The sequence below is a fragment of the Methylotuvimicrobium sp. genome (assembly GCF_050611805.1).
Lineage (GTDB): Bacteria > Pseudomonadota > Gammaproteobacteria > Methylococcales > Methylomonadaceae > Methylotuvimicrobium.
Genome location: NZ_JBNGHF010000011.1, coordinates 69,616 through 88,747, shown reverse-complemented (window position 1 = coordinate 88,747; position 19,132 = coordinate 69,616). Strand labels below are relative to the sequence as shown.

Genomic DNA, 19,132 nt, shown 5'->3' with positions numbered 1-19,132 from the left:
CAGGCAATAAAAAAGGCCTACGACCAAAGATCGTAAGCCTTCAATAAATGGCGTCCCCAGGGGGGTTCGAACCCCCGTTACCGCCGTGAAAGGGCGGTGTCCTAGGCCACTAGACGATGGGGACTAAAACGGATCGGTATTTTTTTCAGAACCGATATCTGAACTTTTTTGTGCGAAATGGCGTCCCCAGGGGGGTTCGAACCCCCGTTACCGCCGTGAAAGGGCGGTGTCCTAGGCCACTAGACGATGGGGACTTAAGACGCTAATTCAATTGGTGGAGCCAAGCGGGATCGAACCGCTGACCTCAACACTGCCAGTGTTGCGCTCTCCCAGCTGAGCTATGGCCCCTCACTTGAGTCCGCATATTCTACAGGATTTTAAATTCTTGTCCAGCTTTAATTTAAAGACTTGATAAAATCTACGGCATGAACCAATCGCGCCAATGTTTTTTCGCGCCCCAACAACGCCAATGTCATATCAATCGGGGGCGACACCGCAGTCCCGCAAACCGCTACTCGCAGGGGTTGCGCGACTTTTCCCAAATTCAACCCCAAGGTCTCGGCTAAATTGACGACAATTTGATGCAAAGCCTCTCCCTGCCAATTATCCAGCCCGCTAAATTGATCATGCAGCTGTTGCAAAACATCCGCACTCTCCGGTTTGAAATTCTTTTTTGCAGCCTTTTCATCGTATTCATCGAAGTCTTTGTAGAAATAGCGACTGATCGTGGCCATTTCGACCAAGGTTTTGCAACGCTCTTTTTGAACTTTGACTAACTCAACCAAATCCGGTCCGTCGGTAGGGTCGATACCTTGCTCGCCCATGTGCCAACTTAAATGCCGCGCGACATGAGCCGGATCCGAGTTCATGATGTATTGATGATTGAGCCACAATAGCTTTTCCGGATTGAATGCCGATGCCGACACATTGACGTCTTTTAGTTCGAAATACTCGATCATTTCGTCCAGGCTAAAAATTTCCTGATCGCCATGCGACCAACCCAACCGAACCAGATAATTCAATAGCGCTTCGGGCAAATAGCCTTCATCCCTGTACTGCATCACGCTGACCGCGCCATGGCGTTTGGACAATCTCGCACCATCCGCGCCCAATATCATCGGCAGATGTGCATATTCCGGAATCGGAGAGCCCAACGCCTTCAATATATTCATCTGTCTCGGCGTATTGTTTATGTGGTCGTCACCGCGAATCACATGAGTCACCCCCATATCCATATCATCGACGACGACACTGAGATTGTAAGTCGGCGATCCATCGGAACGTGCGATAATCAAATCATCCAATTCTTTGTTCGAAACGACAATATCACCTTTCACCAAATCCTTTATAACCACCTCGCCGTCATCCGGGTTCCTAAATCGAATCACAGGCATGACGCCTTCAGACACGCCCGAAGTTTCCCGGCATTTGCCGTTATAACGAGGTTTTTCTTTGTTCGCCATCTGCTCGTTACGCAGTTGTTCCAGCTCTTCTTTACTGCAATAACAATAGTAGGCGTCCCCCTGGTCGAGCAGTTGCTGTATGACGGCTTTGTAGCGTTCGAACCGGTGCGTCTGATAGAAAGGCCCTTCGTCGTATTCCAAGCCCAACCAAGCCATTCCCTCTAGAATCGCATTGACCGATTCCTGCGTCGAACGCTCCAGATCGGTATCTTCGATTCTTAAAACAAACCGGCCGCCGTGCTTACGGGAATACAACCAAGAAAAAAGCGCGGTCCGCGCGCCGCCGATATGAAGATACCCCGTCGGACTCGGGGCAAATCGTGTTTTCGTCGTCATTTGTTATTTATTCGTTTTCGATAAAATCTTTTTTGCGTATTCATTTGGAATTTGCTTGGAAGCTCGCATGCGTATTGCCTGGTAGTTAAACCCCACACTACCCTTTGGCGCCTCGTTCTTTCCGAGAATAGCCAAGGAAGCTCCATGACCTTTTGCAGCAGCCTTTTCATACCATTGCGTGGCTTTTTTGACATTTTGAGGCATACCTAAGCCTCTATCATACATTGCAGCAACTACGACTTCAGCTTCGAGCAAACCTTGCTCAGCCGCCTTAAGCATCCACCCGGCGGCTTGTTGCTCATCGACTTCAAAACCATCTCGACCTAATAAATATAAGGCGCCCATTTTAGCTTGCGCAAGCGCATCACCCTGTTCCGCCGAAGCCTGAACAGATGCTTTGGCATCGGCTTCTTCAGCATGAACCATACCAATCTCGGCTAAAACCAACAGGCAAGCTATCGTTGTTATTTTAATCATTCCTCTAACCTCATGCATCGATTAACGACAGAGTTGTTGATAAAATGCTTTCGGCAAATCAAATGTTTTACTTTCCGACCCGCCGAAACGAAACAACTCTCAGAACGCGTATTATTTCACGACATAGCCCTGAGAGGAATTAAACATTCGGTAAATTCAGAATTCCGCACTCTTCTTAGAAAGGATTTACAATTCTATTAGCATTGAGCGAGCCTTATCTCACGACTCACAATTGACCATGAATAGCTATTTGTCTTGAATGGCTATTTGTTCGAAAATACACTCTGACAAGCAACCTGCGTAACTTAAATGACCGACCTTTACCGACTAAACGATATTCGTTTCCTTTACGTTGATAAGGTAGCACTCACACTGCCTTCGCTTAGCGTCAAAACCGGTAAAATTACTGCATTAATCGGCCCTAATGGTTGCGGAAAAAGCACCTTACTTAACATGTTGGCTTTTTTAGATTCGCCGCAGCAAGGCAACATCGCATTCAAGGGGGGAACCGTTCGCACCAAAAAGCAACTGCAAGCATTAAGAAAGCGCGTTGGGCTACTAACCCAAAAACCTTATATGCTGCGGGGCACGGTGGCTGATAATCTAAAACTTGCGCTAAAATTACACGGCGCACCGAAACTGCTTTGGCAAACCAAAATTAACGAGGTTCTCAACCGTTTCGATGCCATTCATTTACTCAACCGGCAAGCCAATATGCTGTCGGGTGGGCAACTGCAAAAAGCGGCTCTTGCACGCGCACTGATTAACGACCCCGAGGTTTTGTTATTAGACGAACCATTCAGTTACTTGGATCAAGCCGCGAACATTATGCTTGAGGAGTTCATTCAAGATTACAGAACTTCCACTCGTAATTTGATCTTTAGCACCCACAACCGACTGCAAGGCTTAGCGCTGGCCGACGAAGTCATAACGCTCATTAACGGCAGCCAGGTTCAAACACCGTTACTGAACTTGTTTCATGGTCATCTGGACAATCATATTTTTAATACGGGTAAACTGAGTGTCGTTTTAACCGGGGACATCGAAGGATGTCGGCATATTTCGATCGATCCGCATGAAATTGTCTTGTCCAAAGAACCTTTTTGTTCCAGTATTCGCAACCAATATCCGGGACGCGTCACATCAATTTCGGAGGAAATGGGCAAGGTGAGAATCAACGTTTCAGCCGGCGAAATTTTTCAAGCCCTTATTACCTTCGAAGCGTTACATGATTTAAAGTTGCAATTGGGAGATGAAGTTTGGGTTAATTTCAAGTCGAATTCGATCGTAACATTTTGAAATAAATATTCTTTTACATTTCTTATCTCATAAGCGAGTTGACGAACCCTTACGCATCAAGATAAGGAAGTCGCTAAAATTAACTTACTGAATTGCCAAAGTTTCATTTAGGGCGCTTCCCCGAATATGCTGCTACCCAAGCTCCAGCTCTCACCGTTATACACAAGTATCGGTAAACTTGCTAAACAGAGGTCATCGTATACCTGGAAACGGTGCTGTTTGATAAATCTGCGGATATTGAACATCAGTGACTTTCCCTCACCTAGCGTTAGGTGAGGGAAAGTCGGGAACGTTGGGCGACAAAAAATGGTATCGAAGCCTCATTAGCTAAGATTGCAAAACAGTAATTTTTTTTCTGGTTCCCACGGTCCTCCGTGGGAACCCATACCTTGTCAGCCGAGGCAAGATCGGTATGCATTCCCACGCTGGAGCGGTGGGAACGAGGAAAACGGTAATTTTTGACTTATGTATAACGATGAGAGCTCCAGCTTGGGTAACCTGTTCAGGAAGCTCTAGATTCCCGACAATCAAGGAAGATTGAACGAGCGAATCAGGGTTGATTGCGAATGTTCCTAGGTTGTGCCGGTCTCAGGAAGCTGGTGCTTGGGAAAGAGCGTGGATGCAGGTTGGCCGTTTTTAGCTTTATGCGCATGGTTGCCGAACCCTCAACAAAGCTCATAACTCTAGGACGTAATTTATACCTCTCGCACATCAAATTTGGGCGATACTTAAGGAGGCGCTTGGGAATTCTCTGTCCCTCACATAACGCTAGGTGACAGACCTGCATGGAGCCTACTTGGGCGTATTCACCCAGCACCTAAATTCCATAGCCCACCCACTAACCGGATGCTCAACGAAATGCGAATCTCTTAACTCTTCAAATTTTTTCATCAAATGTGATGGCAACAAACTTTATCAACCACCTATCCCGACGGCATTTCATTCGGCGCCTTACCGCACTGAGCCTATCACCCTGGCTTTCCGGATGTGAATCATTGTTTGCTCAACGCATTGCGATTGCCGCTCATGCTTGGCCCGGTTATGAATTTCTGTTTCTAGCCCGGCGCGAAAAATGGTTGGATAACTCGTTAGTCGACTTGATTGAAACGACTTCTGCAACCGAATCATTAAACGCACTGCTCGACGGCAAGATTGACGGGGCAGCATTGACGCTGGACGAAGTCTTGACTGCGCGCGCATCCGGCTTGCCGCTTACCGTGGTTTTGGTATTTAACATTTCAGCTGGTGCGGATATGCTGGTAGCTAGGCCCGACATAGCAAAGCTAGCCGATCTCAAGGGGCAGCGCATCGGCTTTGAACAAGGCGCAGTCGGCTCGCTATTACTGCATAAAGCCCTGGATGCCGCAGGTTTGTCAATGACTGAAATCACAGCTGTTCCATTAACAATCGACGCCCACTTTCAAGCCTGGCAACAGCGACAAGTCGACGCCCTAGTCACTTACGAGCCGGTTGCCAGCCGTTTGTTACGCGAAGGTGCAATCAAGCTTTTCGACAGTCGAAAAATTCCTGACACAATTTTTGATGTTCTGGCCTTTCGAGCCGATCGTTTAGGTTTTAGTCGAGCGCCAGCCATTCGCCATTTGGTCGCTGCCCACTTTAAAGCACTTGAGCATCTGACCAAAAACCCACAAGATGCCGCTTACCGAATGGCACCGCACTTTAAATTATCGCCCGCTCAAGTGCTTGGCACATACAAGGGTTTAGTCATTCCCGATCGAAGTAACAATCAACGCTTACTGCTAGGGTCATCTCCGATTTTGTTAAACAGCGCGCGCACCCTGAGCGCCTTCATGTACGAATCCGGAAAACTGCCGCACGAGAATGACTTAACCGGTTTGATTGACGCAAGCTACTTATGATTAAAAACGAATTACCCGACCATCCTCGGCCGATTGCAGCGCACCGACAATAATCCGACAATTGGTCTTAGCGTCTTCAAGCGAAAGTGCGGGAGCCTTGCCGGTCAAAACGCAATCGCTGAAGTGTTCGATTTCCAAACGGAAATGATCGGCGATAGGGAGTATCTCCTCAGATTGCCGCCCTCCCTCCGTCCACCAGGAAATGACCGGAATATCGCCCGGATTTTGCCAAACGCCATGACATTTCAAACCGCCTTTTGTGCCGACAACTTCGTATTCGCAGCGCCGCGCGCGCTCGAAACTGAAATCGAAATGCGCGTATTTGCCGTCGCCGAAATCGAGCACACCGCTACACGCAGTATCGGCGCCGCTTTCGATATATTTGGCAACGGCAGTGACCGACTCCGGCATTCCATCGAAAAACAGCCTGAGCGAATGAATCGCATAACAGCCTATATCCCACATCGCTCCGCCGCCCTGATCGATACTATCGGCGATCCGGTACATTCTAGCCGGTTTCATCATGAACGAAAAACTCGCACGCACCGTTTTAACCTCGCCGATCTCGCCGGAACGCAGAACATCCAAGACCCGCGAATGCTGCGGATGAAAACGGTACATAAAGCCTTCCATCACAGTAACGTTATGACGGTGCGCCGCAGCTTCTATCGCTTCGATATCCGAAACCTTCAACGCCATTGGCTTTTCGCACAAAACATGCTTGCCCTTCTCGATCGCGCGCAAGGCCCATTCGGCATGCTCACCATTCGCCATCGGCAAATAAACCGCTTCGATTTCATCGTCATCGAGAATCGCTTCAGGGCTATCGTAAGCGCGAACACCTTGCTGATGCGGCGCATATTTCGCCAAGGTTTCCGCCGCGGCGCCGGGACGTCGACTGCCGATCGCGACCAATTCGGCATTGATCGCATCGACGATCGCCGGCATCAGCCGCTCGTTGACCCGTGCCGCGCCTAAAATACCCCAACGCAATTTCTTGTGTTCGTTCATGATTCTCCTCCGTGTTTACTTATCAATATTCAACCATTCCGCCAATGCGGTCTTGATTGTTTCGGTTCTAATTTGGTGGCGATCGCCATCAAAATGCATTTCGGCAATTTCGGCAATAGCACCACGCCGCTGCCAAGCGATGTAAACCGTGCCGATCGGTTTCACCGAAGTGCCGCCACCAGGCCCGGCAATGCCGGTCACCGCGATTGCCCAATCGGCCTGACTGTGTTTCAATGCGCCGCCTGTCATCTCGCTCGCAGTCTCGGCGCTAACCGCGCCATAATTTTCGATCGTCTCGGCCCGGACGCCCAGCATTTGTATTTTGGCGGCATTGCTGTAAGTCACGAAGCCTCGGTCGAACCAAGCCGAACTGCCCGGTATTTCGGTAATCGCTTGCGCAATGCCGCCGCCGGTACATGATTCGGCGGTTGTCAGCAGCCAACCGCGTTCCTTTAGGCTCAACCCGACCACACGAGCCAATTCGATGATTTCGTTCTCTGTATTTAATGAGACCAATGGGGCAAGACCTAATCAATTTAAGGATATCGTGACGAATAACTTTCTAGAACCATGGCTTTGTCGCGGGTTCGGTTAGCCTGCATTAAAAATAAGAAAGTTATCTATGACTCAATCCTAAGATAAAATAATATCTATGAGTATAAAACAAACCAGCAAGCAACACACCCCGATGATGCAGCAATATCTGCGCATCAAGGCTGACCATCCCGACACGCTCGTTTTTTACCGGATGGGCGATTTTTATGAACTTTTTTTCGACGATGCCAAAAAAGCCGCGCAGATCCTTGATATTACGCTGACGCAGCGCGGCCAGTCGGCCGGTGAACCTATTCCGATGGCCGGCATTCCGTATCATGCCGCCGAAGGCTACATCGCGAAATTGTTGCGCCACAGCGAATCGGTCGCGATTTGCGAACAAATCGGGGATCCTGCGACTTCGAAAGGACCCGTTGAACGAAAGGTGGTTCGCATCGTTACACCCGGCACCGTTACCGACGAAGCCTTGCTCGAAGATCGTAAGGATAATTTGCTGGTGGCGCTGCATGTTGACGATTCCAAATTCGGTATCGCCGCTTTAGATGTGACCAGCGGACGCTTTGTATTGCAGCAACTGGATTCGACCGATACGATGTTGAGCGAAATCGAACGTCTGGACCCGGCCGAGCTATTGGTCAGCGAAGATATCGCTCTTCTACAGGCTTTGAAGCAGCGCAAGGGCATTTGTAAGCGCCCGCCTTGGCATTTCGAGCCTGACAGTGCGCGTCAACTGGTATTGAATCAATTCAACACGCACGATCTATCAGGCTTCGGTTGCGAAAATATGCCGATGGCTATTGCCGCGGCCGGTTGTCTGTTGCAATACGTTAAAGACACACAACAAAGCGCCCTGCCCCATATTCAAGGCATTCGGGTCGAAAACAATTCCGAGGGCATTAAACTCGATGCCGCTAGCCGCCGCAATCTGGAACTGGACACGCATCCGACCGGCGAGCTGCGCTACACCTTATTCGGCGTACTCGACAAAACCGTCACCGCGATGGGCAGTCGTTGTCTGCGCCGCTGGATCAACCGACCGCTCAGAGATCAAGCCATTCTGCAAAACCGATATTCGGCAATTGAATCGCTATTGTCCGAACGGCTTTTAGATGACGTTCGCAATCAATTGAATGCGGTCGGCGACATCGAGCGAGTCAGTTCTCGCATCGCACTCAAGTCAGCCAGGCCGCGCGATTTGATCGTGTTACGCAATACGCTGGCCGTTTTACCGACATTGCAGCCCTTGCTATCGAATACCGACAGTCCGGAGCTGATGCGCCTGGCCGAACAACTCACCGAACAACCCGAGTTATCGGCGCTGTTGCAACGAGCCATTATCGACAACCCGCCGGTCCTAATTCGCGACGGCGGCGTCATTGCGCCCGGCTACCATGCCGAACTCGATGAACTGCGCAACTTAAGCCGCAATGCCGATCAATTTCTGCTCGATATGGAGGAACGCGAAAAGGCCGCGACCGGCATTAGCGGCCTAAAAGTCAATTACAACCGCGTGCATGGTTACTATATCGAGATTTCAAGATTACATGTCGAGAAAGTTCCGGCACACTACCACCGTAAACAAACGCTGAAAGGCGTCGAGCGCTACATTACCGAGGAATTAAAAACCTTCGAAGATAAAGTTCTGAGTGCGAAAGAAAAATCGCTGGCTTTCGAAAAACTGCTATACGATCAATTGCTGAACAAGCTCGGCGAGTCATTAACCGATCTGCAGCAATGCGCGCAAGGACTCGCCGAACTGGATGTGCTGGCGGCATTTGCCGAACGCGCCGAAACATTGAACTTGACTCGCCCGCAATTGACCGACAAGCCCGGCATCGATATCGAAGGCGGACGGCATCCCGTCGTCGAACAAGTATCCGAGATTCCGTTTGTCGCAAACGATCTTAAACTATCGCCTCAGCGACGCATGCTCATCATCACTGGCCCGAATATGGGTGGTAAATCGACTTATATGCGCCAGGCGGCTTTGATCGTATTGATCGCACATGTCGGCTGTTATGTTCCGGCCAAGGCCGCAACGATCGGCCCGGTCGATAAGATTTTCACCCGCATCGGCGCTTCGGACGACTTGGCCGGCGGGCGCTCGACTTTCATGGTCGAAATGTCGGAAACAGCCAACATTCTGCATAACGCAACCGAACAAAGTTTGATATTGATGGACGAAATCGGCCGCGGAACCAGTACTTTTGACGGTTTATCTTTGGCTTGGGCTTGCGCCGATCATTTGGCAAAAGTCACAAAGGCATACACCTTATTCGCGACGCACTATTTCGAGTTGACGACTCTAGCGGAAGAGCAAAAACCGATCCATAACGTCCATCTCGACGCGATGGAGTACGGCGACAAAATCGTGTTTCTACATGCGGTCAAGGACGGCCCGGCGAGCCAAAGTTACGGGCTGCAAGTCGCCTCACTGGCAGGTGTTCCGGCAACAGTGATCGACAAAGCCAAATTGAAATTGCAGCATCTCGAAAACAACACCTATTATCAAAACCAGACCGAATCGGGCAATCAGCAATTGGATTTATTTGCGACCCAAGAGTGCCATCCGGCAGTCTGTTTGATCGAGGAGTTAGACCCGGACAACTTAAGCCCGAGGCAAGCCTTGGATACGCTGTATCGTTTGAAAAAGATGGTGGAGTGATTTTAAGCTCGGGCGACTACTATCCTACTCCCTTTTGATTGAAAAACCGTCTAAGAATAAAAGGCATGGCCATCGCCCCGGCAAATGAAAGTGCGAGGCGTGGCGGATCAATAAATGCCCCGTGAACGCATTACCCGCTGCTTATACTTCACGCGGTCATGATTCCGGCGATTTCGCGCTACAGCTAACCTTCATAATCGCCCTAACAATTCGGCTTTTTTGGCATTGTATTCTTCGTCAGTCAATATGCCTTTATTTTTCAAATCAGTCAGCTTTTCGATAGTCACAAAAATGTCCTCTTCATGACTAGATGCCGGCTTATTAGGTACAGCCGACTGCTGGACAGGTTTAGACTTCGCATCCATTGGCACGTTGTCCACCGAAATCACAGGCAAACTGTTTACGTCGACCAAACCGTATTGGCTGGTAAAAGACAAAGAACCGCCTACCGACTGTTGCTGAGAAAACCCGCTAATTTGATGATCCAGCGTGTCGTAAAGCGTTACATGCCCATTGGCTTCAATCGCCAACCGGTGAATAGTCGCAAAATAGGCATAACGTAAATTGTTTTGTGCCCCCGTGCTGCTAGGAAATTGTAAGCCGGCCGGCCACCAGTTTGCGGACTGAGTATTCGAAGGCGGGACAAACAAGCTAACCGGCCCCGACGGCCCGTTGCTATTTTGCTGCTGTTGGCCTCCGGAATAATTGTTTTGCTGCTGAGATCCTTGTGATTGCGACTGGAAAGACCCCTTTTGAAGCAAATTCGGCTGACTCGCGACTAAATCGGACAATTCTTGACACAATCCAGAGATAGAGTTTTTGAGTTGATTATTAAACATGTCGCCCACCATAATCATTCCGCCGCGCATCCATTGCCCCGAGCCGCCGAATTCAGGATGATTGAATTGAGCCATCGATCCATTGCCGTTGATCACGGATTGCAGGAGGCTGCAAACTGCATCAAAGCTGAAATGATAACGGTGAGCGAGTTGATTGATAATGGAAGAGCCTTCCGGTGTAAGCTGATTCATTGAATTTTCCGCCAAAGTACAAAATTGAGAGCTTTTACTTCTTGCTGTTTCCGATAATTTACCCGACTCATCAGACAGTTATACCTTTCGCACTTCAAATTTCGGTAGTGCCGGAGGAGGCCTCGGGGTGCTCGGTAAAGGCTTTGCCAGCATGGAGCTGGCATAGAGCCTACATGGACGTATTCACGGCGTCCTTTGACGGGCACCCCGAGGCCGAATTTTCATCTACGATGAGCATAATTCCAATTGCATGACGTCGTGGAACTCGTATCGGCCAAACTGTTGTTGCCGGTAAGCCTACCCTATCGTTAAGTTAACCCTTAATGCCCGTATCCAAGCAATATAGATGCTTTCAAACCAAAATCGTCGTTAGCTTTTTGGTTCCTGTAATCCATTCTAGAATGATGTTTTTTGAATCCGCGATAACTTAAAGGCAGTGAGATAGGATTTAGCAAAAGAGAAGATTGAAACGATTATCTTGCTTTGTCAACAACTTTCCTAAAACTGTTGAAAATAGGATTTTCCTCGTTCCCACCGCTCCAGCGTGGGAATGCATACCGGTCTTGTTGTACCAGCCAAGGTAAGGGTTCCCACGGAGGACCGCGGGAACCAGACAAAGCACCCGGCTTTCCCTCGTTCCCACCGCTCCAGCGTGGGAATGCATACCGGTCTTGTTGTACCAGCCAAGGTAAGGGTTCCCACGGAGGACCGCGGGAACCAGACAAAGCACCCGGCTTTCCCTCGTTCCCACCGCTCCAGCGTGGGAATGCATACCGGTCTTGTTTCGGCAGCCAAGGTATGGGTTCCCACGGAGGACCGTGGGAACCAGACAAAAGTACCCGGCTTTCCCTCACCTAGCGTTAGGTGAGGGACGACGAAGGCGTCGCTCCCACAAGAGACGGGATGCTCTGTGGGAGCGACCCCTAGATCGCGATTTCGGAGCCACTGATGTTCAATATCCGCAGGTTTATCAAACAGCACCGTTCCCGGGTATACGATGACCTATGTTTAGCAAGCTCACCGATTTTTGTGTATAACAATGAGCGGAGGACCGTGGGAACCACAGACAAAACTAACTCTCACTGGATAGACCAATTTGATAGAATCCAGGCAATTTAGTCATCAACCGAATCCTAGAATAACTTGAATACCCCAATTTATCTCGATTATGCCGCTACCACACCGACGGCGCCTGAAGCGGTGGAAGCCATGCTGCCCTATTTAACGCAATCGGGCCTCTTCGCCAACCCCGCCTCCACTCAACACTGCTTAGGAGAAGCGGCGGAATCCGCTGTTGAACACGCACGCACTCAAATCGCCAAATTAATCGGTGCCGATGCCAAAGATTTTATTTTCACTTCCGGCGCTACGGAATCTAGCAACCTTGCCATCAAAGGGATTGCGCTTACCTATCGCGGCCGGGGCCGGCACATTATTACATCGGCAATTGAACATAAATCGGTCTTAGACACTTGCAAATATCTGGAAAACGAAGGTTTTTCGGTGACATACCTATCGCCTAATAAGGAAGGCATGATTAACACGAAAGACTTGCTGAACGCGATCACGGATGAGACGATTATGGTATCGGTCATGCATGTCAACAACGAAACCGGCGTCATACAACCAATCGAACAAATCGCAGACGCCCTCGCCGGCACAAACTTATTCTTTCATGTCGATGCCGCCCAAAGCGCAGGTAAACTAGCGATAGACTTATCAAAAACGCCGATTGATTTACTGTCTATCTCGGCGCATAAATTTTACGGACCTAAAGGCATCGGCGGCTTGTATGTTCGCAACCGCAAAAAAACTCGGCTCACACCGATGATGCATGGCGGCGGACAAGAACACAACCTACGCCCAGGCACCTTAGCAAGCCATCAAATTGCCGGCATGGCAAGCGCCTTCAAGATCGCCCACGAAAACTTATCGAACGATTTTGAACATTGCCGGCAGTTAAAACGAACACTGATAAATAGCTTGCATCGAATCGAAGGCGTTACCCTCAACGGCGGACAAACGCATACGCTTCCGAATATCCTCAATGTCAGCTTCGACAACATCGGTTCCGACTCGCTAATTATCGCCTTAAGAGATCGACTCGCGATTGCATCGGGTTCCGCTTGTAATAGCGGCGCCATCGAAGCCTCTCATGTCCTGCGGGCAATGGCGATTGAAGGCGATAGACTTTACGGCGCGGTCAGAATAAGCTTCGGACGCTATACAACCGAGGCGGAAATCCAACTCGCGGGACTCGCCCTTATCGAGGAAGTTACACGTTTGCGAGCGCTGGCCCTAACCTAAGCGGTAATCCGTTATATGATCGGCAAAAAAGTCCTCAACCATGTTTATTGGCATTTCAGCTTAACCGGCGAACAATCCCTCGAAGTTCAACAACGCATTACCGAAGCGGAGAAGTTGAGCCGTTGCCGTGCGGAGCGCGATTACAATATCGTCAAATATGAAATCAACGGAACAGCCATATCCCTGCTGCACTATCCAAATTTTTTCGACACCCCCTTCCCTGTCCTGGCAACGAGTTATCGCATCGATTTAAATAACAAACGAGTCGAAAAACGCAGCTATCAAGACTCATACAATCCCCCCATTCTGCACCGCAAAGAACTATTACTCGGCGAACAGCATCCCCGCAACCCGGAATACCGAGAACTCACCGCTACCGCCGAACAACTCGGCCTGTTCGATAATCCGGTCACAATCGGCTTTAAACAAGCTTGGGATGCGTTGATTGCCGAAAAAGGCTTTCAGCTAATCGACGGACAATTCGTACCGATCGGCAACGAAGTCGACACGCCGGACACCTTGACAGATAGCCCGTCCGCTTCGATTGTTCGGCATTTGACCGCACTATCTCGTAGCAACTTATCTGCACCGATGCAATGCTTGGCCCGACACGGTTTTTTAGACGGCAACCTATCGGTATTCGATTACGGTTGCGGTAAAGGCGACGATATTCGCAATCTCAAAGCCAATTCGATTCCTGTCGCCGGCTGGGACCCTCATTATGCGCCGGACCAATCTAAGCAAGAAGCGGATATCGTCAACCTGGGATTTGTCATTAACGTGATCGAAGACTACCAAGAACGCCTGGAAGCGCTCATCGGAGCCTACCGACTAACCCGGCAAATCTTGGTCGTTTCGGCGATGCTGTTCAACCAAAACGCATTGAAAGGCCAACCCTATAACGATGGCGTCATCACGCAGCGCAATACCTTCCAAAAATATTACACGCAAACCGAACTCAAAGAATTTTTAAGCGACACGCTAGACACGGACGCGATTCCTGTCGCCCCCGGCATCTTCTTTATCTTCAAGGATCAAGACGCCGAACAGCGTTTTTTATTAAACCGGCAACGCAGCCGTCGAAATATTTTGCGCATACCGCAACGTCCTTTCGGCCCGCCGCAGCCGAAACTGTCGCGCCGAGAGAAAATATACCAAACCTATCGGCATTTACTCGACCCGCTTTGGCAACAAACCTTAGCTCTCGGACGCCTGCCGGATAAAACCGAAATCCCGGAATTAATAGCGCTCACCGAAGCCTTCGGCACAGCCAATAAAGCCTTGCGCTTCATGCTCGAACAGTTTGAAGAAGATTTACTGGAACAAGCCCGGCAAAGCCGCATCGACGACTTTCTAACCTACCTTGCCTTGCAGACTTTTTCCAAGCGCAAACCTTATAAACACTTGGAAAGCGGCTTACAGCGCGATATTAAAGCCTTTTTCGGCGACTATAAAAATGCCGTTGCCAACGCTCGCTCGGTTCTATTTCAAATCAGCGATGCCGAATCGATCGAAACAACATGCCGCCAAGCCACAGAACAAGGTTTAGGCTATTTCGATGACGAACACGCTTTGTACCTGCATACCAGCCTAGTCGACCGCCTACCGGCGCTACTGCGCATTTACATCGGCTGCGCAACGGTATCGTATGGCGACATCGACCAAACCGATCTAATCAAGATTCATAGTCAATCCGGAAAGCTGAGCCTGATGCGCTACGACGACTTTACCGAGCAACCTCTGCCGCGTTTGCTCGAGCGCGTCAAAATCAATCTGCGCGAACAAACTTTCGATCTGTATCAATACGGCGAAGAATTCGAGCCGACTAATTTGTATTTGAAATCGCGCTTCATCAATGAAGAATTTCCGAACTACGCGCAGCAATTACACTTCGACGAACAACTGCAAGCACTCGATCTATTCGACCTGAGCAGATACGGCCCGAAACCTAGCGAATTTCGCGAAACCTTGGCCAAGCATCGCTGGGAAATCGATGGCTTTAGCCTGATCCGCAGCCGAAGCCTTCCGAATCTCGACGACAACTGCGGCGGTTATTTGACCTATCGGCACTTGATCGAATGCGGGGAAACGCAACAACACACAGGCCAACCGAATCTGCCCAAACAGCCGGACAGCTATAACGCGCTTTACGACTTGGCCGTCAACATACTCGATCCTGTCATCGACTATTTCGGCATGATTCGCCTGACTTACGGCTTTTGCTCGCATGAGCTGGGTAAGCTGATCAAGAAGCGCGTCGCGCCGAAACTAGACCAACATGCCGCACACGAACGCAACACGCGAAACAACCTGATCTGCCCTCGTCTCGGCGCTGCAGCCGACTTTATCGTCGAGGACGAAAACATGCGCGAAGTCGCCGACTGGATCGCCGAAAACACACCGTTCGACCGGCTGTATTTTTACGGCGAAAACCGGCCGATTCATGTCAGCTACGGGCCGGAACAAAAAAGAGAATACATCGACATGGTCACGACCGAATCGGGCAAACAAGTGCCGAGGAAAAGGCGGTTAGCCTAGATGAAGCACCATGTTTTTCTGGTTCCCACGGTCCTCCGCTCATCGTTATACATAAATTGTAGGGTACGCTGCGCGTACCAAAGCCGTGCCCTGGCGGCTCGGTTGGCACATGAACATTGCGGGGTTACCATGGTACGCACAGCGTACCCTACGCGGATCGCCTAGCGCTAGGTGATCCGCGAGTGTTAAGTGACAATAAATGGTATTGAGGTTTCGATGGTTAAGATTGCGAAAAGGTAATTTTTGACTTATGTATAACGATGAGCGGTCCTCCGTGGGAACCCATACCTTGGCTACCGCAACAAGATCGGTATGCATTCCCACGCTGGAGCAGTGGGAACGAGGAACTTTGTATTGACAACAACTACACACGACACTACCATTTGTCTATCTATTGTAACCACATAAGGAGATCGATATGCGCGCAGCTTCTATCAATCTACGTGCCTTGCCGGAACAGCGAGATCTCATTGATCATGCAGCCAATCTACTAGGCAAAAACCGTTCGGACTTCATGCTGGAAGCTGCTTGTGAACGTGCCCAGTCGGTTTTACTTGACCAAGTCTTTTTCGGCCTGGATACGGATCAATTTCAAAAGTTCACTGCAATGCTAGACGCGCCGCCGAAGCCAAATGTCGGCCTGGAGCGACTGATGGCGGTTAATCCGCCTTGGAAAAATAATAAAGAATGAACTTGACGCTATCCGCACCTCAACCGCTTGCGCCCACACACCTATTGAATGATTTCGAGTGCGGTGAGCATACACTGGATGACTGGCTCAAACGCCGAGCGATGAGCAACCAACTCAGCGGAGCCAGTAGAACGTTTGTGGTCCTTGATGAAAGTGAGCGAGTATGGGGTTACTACACCATGGCTGCTGGCGCGATATCCCACCAATTGGCTACGAGTGCAATTCGCCGCAATATGCCTGATCCCGTTCCGGTCATGGTGCTTGGCAGGTTGGCCGTAGATCGCCGGGCGCAGGGTATAAAGGTGGGCGCAGCCATGCTTCAAGACGCCGTAAAACGTGCGCTTGTCGTATCACAAAATACAGGAGTTCGCGCATTGCTCGTCCATGCCCTCAATGATCGTGCGAAGCAGTTCTACGAGCATTACGGTTTTCAGGAGTCGCCGCAGCATACTATGAATTTGATGCTACGTTTGAATAGCTATGCAATTTCTTAACGGACCTTTCGAAAAAAGGGGTCACCACCAAATAGCCGAATAAAACAATTTGCTATGGATGTAAATCGATAAATATATTGGTTTTTCATCGTTCCTACGCTCTGCGTGGGAATGCATCCGGGGACGCTCTGCGTTCCCAAAGGTCGATAATCCAGACAAGAGCAACGCTACACTCTCTACAGTTTCTCAATCCAATTGCCCGCCGCAGTCGACGCAGAGCGTCTAAAGCGGCATTCCCACGCAGAGCATGGGAACGATCGTTTCGTGGGATACCTCAGAACCCCTTTTTGACCCTCTTAATGCGGCGGAAACAAGGAAACTCAGAATTATTGGCTAAGCTGATTATTCATTATCCGCTTTGTTTCGCCCTATCCTCTAATAGGAATTTACGTAATTCACGCTCACTGCGCATCACATAGAGAATATAAACAGTAGTTTTCTGTACACGATAAAATATTCGGCAAGGGCCTACTATTAACTCTCGATAGTTTGTATCTTGTAGTTCCGGGGGACGCCGACCGGATTCCGGGAAATTTTTAAGACGTCGTGTGGTTTTGAAGATTTCTTTGACTAACTTCTTAGCGGCACCCGGTTTATCTATAGCAATGTACTCTGCAACCTCATCGATATCGTTTAGTGCAGGCTCAGTCCATTTTATTTGAGCCATTTGCTCATTTTCTCTTCTGCTTCCGATTCTGAGTATATTCGTCCTTCTAAAACTGCTTTTTCGCCTCTTGCTATACCCTCCAGGATTCGCATCCTATTCTGGATTCGTTCAAAGTCTTCAAAGTCGACAAGATAAGCAGACGGCTTGCCATGCTCGGTAATGAGTACAGGCTCTTTGGATTCGCGCAAGTCGGCAAGAATCCGAGTGGCGTGACGTTTTAGTGTGGTTACAAGTTCAGTCTTCATAAAAGTGATACTATTCTGTCACTTGGCATTTTGCAAACTTGGATTCAAGTCATAAGCGCAATCGTAGTAGGCATGAGAATTTTTTCTGATTCCCTCGATCCTCCGTCAAAACCCATACCTTGGCTACAGCAACAAGATCGGTATGCATTCCCACGCTGGAGCAGTGGGAACGAGGAAAATGTCATAGCCTTCGTGACCTCGATACCTTAATGTTATTACCCAGCTTTTCTGGTTCCCACGGTCCTCCGTGGGAACCCATACCTTGGCTGCCGCAACAAGATCGGTATGCATTCCCACGCTGGAGCGGTGGGAACGAGGAAAATGTCATAGCCTTCGTGACCTCGATACCTTAATGTTATTACCCAGCTTCTCAACCTCGAAATCGCGATCAGGGGATCGCTCCCACAGAGCATCCGGCCCCGCCCGGGATCAAACCCAACATTTCAACTAAAACCGCTCATGATCCTTTTTGTACTCGGGATGATAAGGCCCCGCCGGCAACCCTTTCGGAGGCGCAAAGGCCATGAAATTGGCTTGCCTCGCCAACGGTAGATAATCGGTAACCAATGCATTGATCGCGGCCGCTACCATCATCGCTATCGGATGACCACCGCCGCCGGAATCGTGCGTGTAAGTCTGTTGGTTTTCCCACAAAACCAAGCCCGTTTTGGTATCTTTCAGAACGTATTCCATCGTGACCACGACCGACGAGGCCACCACCAAATATTTAGTACTCCAATCTTTGATCGTGACGAACAAGACCGCATCGGCGCCGAACAACTCAAAAAACCGGTCCACCGGCATTTGATGAATATGCCCGGCTTCCACGAGACCGAAATCGCGCAGAATCATATCCGTCAGATAAACCGGAAAAACATAATAGCCCCGCTCCGCCAAAGGCCGGCTTATGGTGCTGATAAAAACCGATTGCGCAGTAACCTCGGGAGACTCGTTAACGACCGGCACGACTAAAATCGACCTCGGCTGATGCGCATAAAACGTATCGAGATCGAGCCGTTGACGCGGCGCGCAACCGGCCATAAGCCATGCCGTTAAAATAATCGCACCCCATTTCATCGCTCTTCTCCGGCTAATTCCTCAGTTGGCAAATCCGCCGCACCCGACTTATCTTGCTGTTCGATCCGTTCTATCAATTTATTCATCAAGGCCGTGGATTCAGGATAAAGCCCGCGTTCACGGCGAAAATAGTCGATTGCGCCCGCCTTGTCTCCGCGTTGATACAACACAAAACCATAATCCGCATATAAGCCCGGCGGCACAGGCATGCGATTAGCCTCCGCCTCGGTCATCGATTGCCGTAAATAAGCTTCGACTTGTTCGCCGCTGTTTTCGACATAACGATCATAAAGCCCGTCTTCATAAGCCCCCCAATAATACAATCCCTGAGGAGCGCAGCCGGCCAAAACAAAGACCGACATCACGCACCAACCAACAACCCGTAATAAAGACATG

At 49.7% G+C, this 19,132-nt stretch carries 16 protein-coding genes and 3 tRNA genes; 7 read left to right on the top strand and 12 right to left on the bottom strand.

Annotation, left to right across the window (positions count from 1 at the left end):
- Nucleotides 1-48: 48 nt before the first annotated feature.
- The 5 genes from ACRJJO_RS07730 to ACRJJO_RS07710 form a co-directional block, all read right to left on the bottom strand.
- A tRNA-Glu gene (locus ACRJJO_RS07730) sits at nt 49-124 on the bottom strand.
- 54 nt (nt 125-178) lie between these two features.
- Nucleotides 179-254 (bottom strand) — tRNA-Glu (locus ACRJJO_RS07725).
- A gap of 18 nt (nt 255-272) precedes the next feature.
- Nucleotides 273-348 (bottom strand) — tRNA-Ala (locus ACRJJO_RS07720).
- 47 nt (nt 349-395) lie between these two features.
- Nucleotides 396-1,799, bottom strand: coding sequence for a glutamate--tRNA ligase (gene gltX, locus ACRJJO_RS07715; protein WP_431065275.1), 1,404 nt, complete (start codon nt 1,797-1,799; stop codon nt 396-398).
- Nucleotides 1,800-1,802: 3 nt separating this feature from the next.
- On the bottom strand, nt 1,803-2,225 hold the full coding sequence (locus ACRJJO_RS07710) for a tetratricopeptide repeat protein (RefSeq protein ID WP_431065274.1): 423 nt from the start codon (nt 2,223-2,225) through the stop codon (nt 1,803-1,805).
- 360 nt (nt 2,226-2,585) lie between these two features.
- Between ACRJJO_RS07710 and ACRJJO_RS07705 the strand changes: the two genes are divergently transcribed.
- Entirely contained in the window at nt 2,586-3,575 is a 990-nt protein-coding gene (locus ACRJJO_RS07705; RefSeq protein WP_431065273.1) for an ATP-binding cassette domain-containing protein, read from the top strand.
- A gap of 899 nt (nt 3,576-4,474) precedes the next feature.
- On the top strand, nt 4,475-5,455 hold the full coding sequence (locus tag ACRJJO_RS07700; protein WP_431065272.1) for an ABC transporter substrate-binding protein: 981 nt from the start codon (nt 4,475-4,477) through the stop codon (nt 5,453-5,455).
- On the opposite strand, the gene ACRJJO_RS07695 is transcribed toward ACRJJO_RS07700, so the two are convergent.
- Nucleotides 5,456-6,466 (bottom strand): Gfo/Idh/MocA family protein, encoded by a 1,011-nt coding sequence (locus tag ACRJJO_RS07695; RefSeq protein WP_431065271.1) that lies wholly within the window; start codon nt 6,464-6,466, stop codon nt 5,456-5,458.
- Between the two features lie 15 nt (nt 6,467-6,481).
- Nucleotides 6,482-6,982 (bottom strand): CinA family protein, encoded by a 501-nt coding sequence (locus tag ACRJJO_RS07690; RefSeq protein WP_431065270.1) that lies wholly within the window; start codon nt 6,980-6,982, stop codon nt 6,482-6,484.
- A 136-nt stretch (nt 6,983-7,118) separates the two neighbouring features.
- On the opposite strand from ACRJJO_RS07690, the gene mutS reads away from it, so the two are divergent.
- The gene (gene mutS, locus ACRJJO_RS07685) at nt 7,119-9,686 is read left to right on the top strand and encodes a DNA mismatch repair protein MutS (protein ID WP_431065269.1); all 2,568 of its coding nucleotides are present in this window, start codon (nt 7,119-7,121) and stop codon (nt 9,684-9,686) included.
- Nucleotides 9,687-9,877: 191 nt separating this feature from the next.
- On the opposite strand, the gene ACRJJO_RS07680 is transcribed toward mutS, so the two are convergent.
- A complete protein-coding gene (locus tag ACRJJO_RS07680) occupies nt 9,878-10,717 on the bottom strand; it encodes an SHOCT domain-containing protein (protein WP_431065268.1) in 840 nt (279 codons plus the stop codon).
- A 1,143-nt stretch (nt 10,718-11,860) separates the two neighbouring features.
- On the opposite strand from ACRJJO_RS07680, the gene ACRJJO_RS07675 reads away from it, so the two are divergent.
- From ACRJJO_RS07675 to ACRJJO_RS07660, 4 genes are all read left to right on the top strand, one after another.
- Nucleotides 11,861-13,024 carry a cysteine desulfurase family protein gene (locus ACRJJO_RS07675; protein ID WP_431065267.1) on the top strand — a complete coding sequence of 388 codons (1,164 nt, stop codon included), beginning with the start codon at nt 11,861-11,863 and terminating at the stop codon, nt 13,022-13,024.
- A 15-nt stretch (nt 13,025-13,039) separates the two neighbouring features.
- The gene (locus ACRJJO_RS07670; RefSeq protein ID WP_431065266.1) at nt 13,040-15,562 is read left to right on the top strand and encodes a DNA phosphorothioation-associated putative methyltransferase; all 2,523 of its coding nucleotides are present in this window, start codon (nt 13,040-13,042) and stop codon (nt 15,560-15,562) included.
- A 418-nt stretch (nt 15,563-15,980) separates the two neighbouring features.
- A complete protein-coding gene (locus tag ACRJJO_RS07665) occupies nt 15,981-16,253 on the top strand; it encodes a DUF1778 domain-containing protein (RefSeq protein ID WP_431065265.1) in 273 nt (90 codons plus the stop codon).
- Nucleotides 16,250-16,747 (top strand): GNAT family N-acetyltransferase, encoded by a 498-nt coding sequence (locus ACRJJO_RS07660; protein ID WP_431065264.1) that lies wholly within the window; start codon nt 16,250-16,252, stop codon nt 16,745-16,747. The genes ACRJJO_RS07665 and ACRJJO_RS07660 overlap by 4 nt, the downstream gene beginning before the upstream one ends.
- 349 nt (nt 16,748-17,096) lie before the next feature.
- Here ACRJJO_RS07660 and ACRJJO_RS07655 read toward each other — a convergent pair whose 3' ends face one another.
- The 4 genes from ACRJJO_RS07655 to ACRJJO_RS07640 all read right to left on the bottom strand — a co-directional run bounded on the left by ACRJJO_RS07655 (nt 17,097) and on the right by ACRJJO_RS07640 (nt 19,131).
- Nucleotides 17,097-17,414, bottom strand: a complete 318-nt coding sequence (locus tag ACRJJO_RS07655) for a type II toxin-antitoxin system RelE/ParE family toxin (RefSeq protein ID WP_431065263.1) — start codon at nt 17,412-17,414, stop codon at nt 17,097-17,099.
- Nucleotides 17,402-17,659, bottom strand: coding sequence for a type II toxin-antitoxin system Phd/YefM family antitoxin (locus ACRJJO_RS07650; protein ID WP_341325805.1), 258 nt, complete (start codon nt 17,657-17,659; stop codon nt 17,402-17,404). The genes ACRJJO_RS07655 and ACRJJO_RS07650 overlap by 13 nt, the downstream gene beginning before the upstream one ends.
- A gap of 447 nt (nt 17,660-18,106) precedes the next feature.
- Nucleotides 18,107-18,736: a DUF799 domain-containing protein gene (locus ACRJJO_RS07645; RefSeq protein ID WP_431065262.1), complete on the bottom strand. Its 630-nt coding sequence runs from the start codon at nt 18,734-18,736 to the stop codon at nt 18,107-18,109.
- On the bottom strand, nt 18,733-19,131 hold the full coding sequence (locus ACRJJO_RS07640) for a DUF4810 domain-containing protein (protein WP_431065261.1): 399 nt from the start codon (nt 19,129-19,131) through the stop codon (nt 18,733-18,735). The genes ACRJJO_RS07645 and ACRJJO_RS07640 overlap by 4 nt, the downstream gene beginning before the upstream one ends.
- Nucleotide 19,132 lies beyond the last annotated feature (1 nt).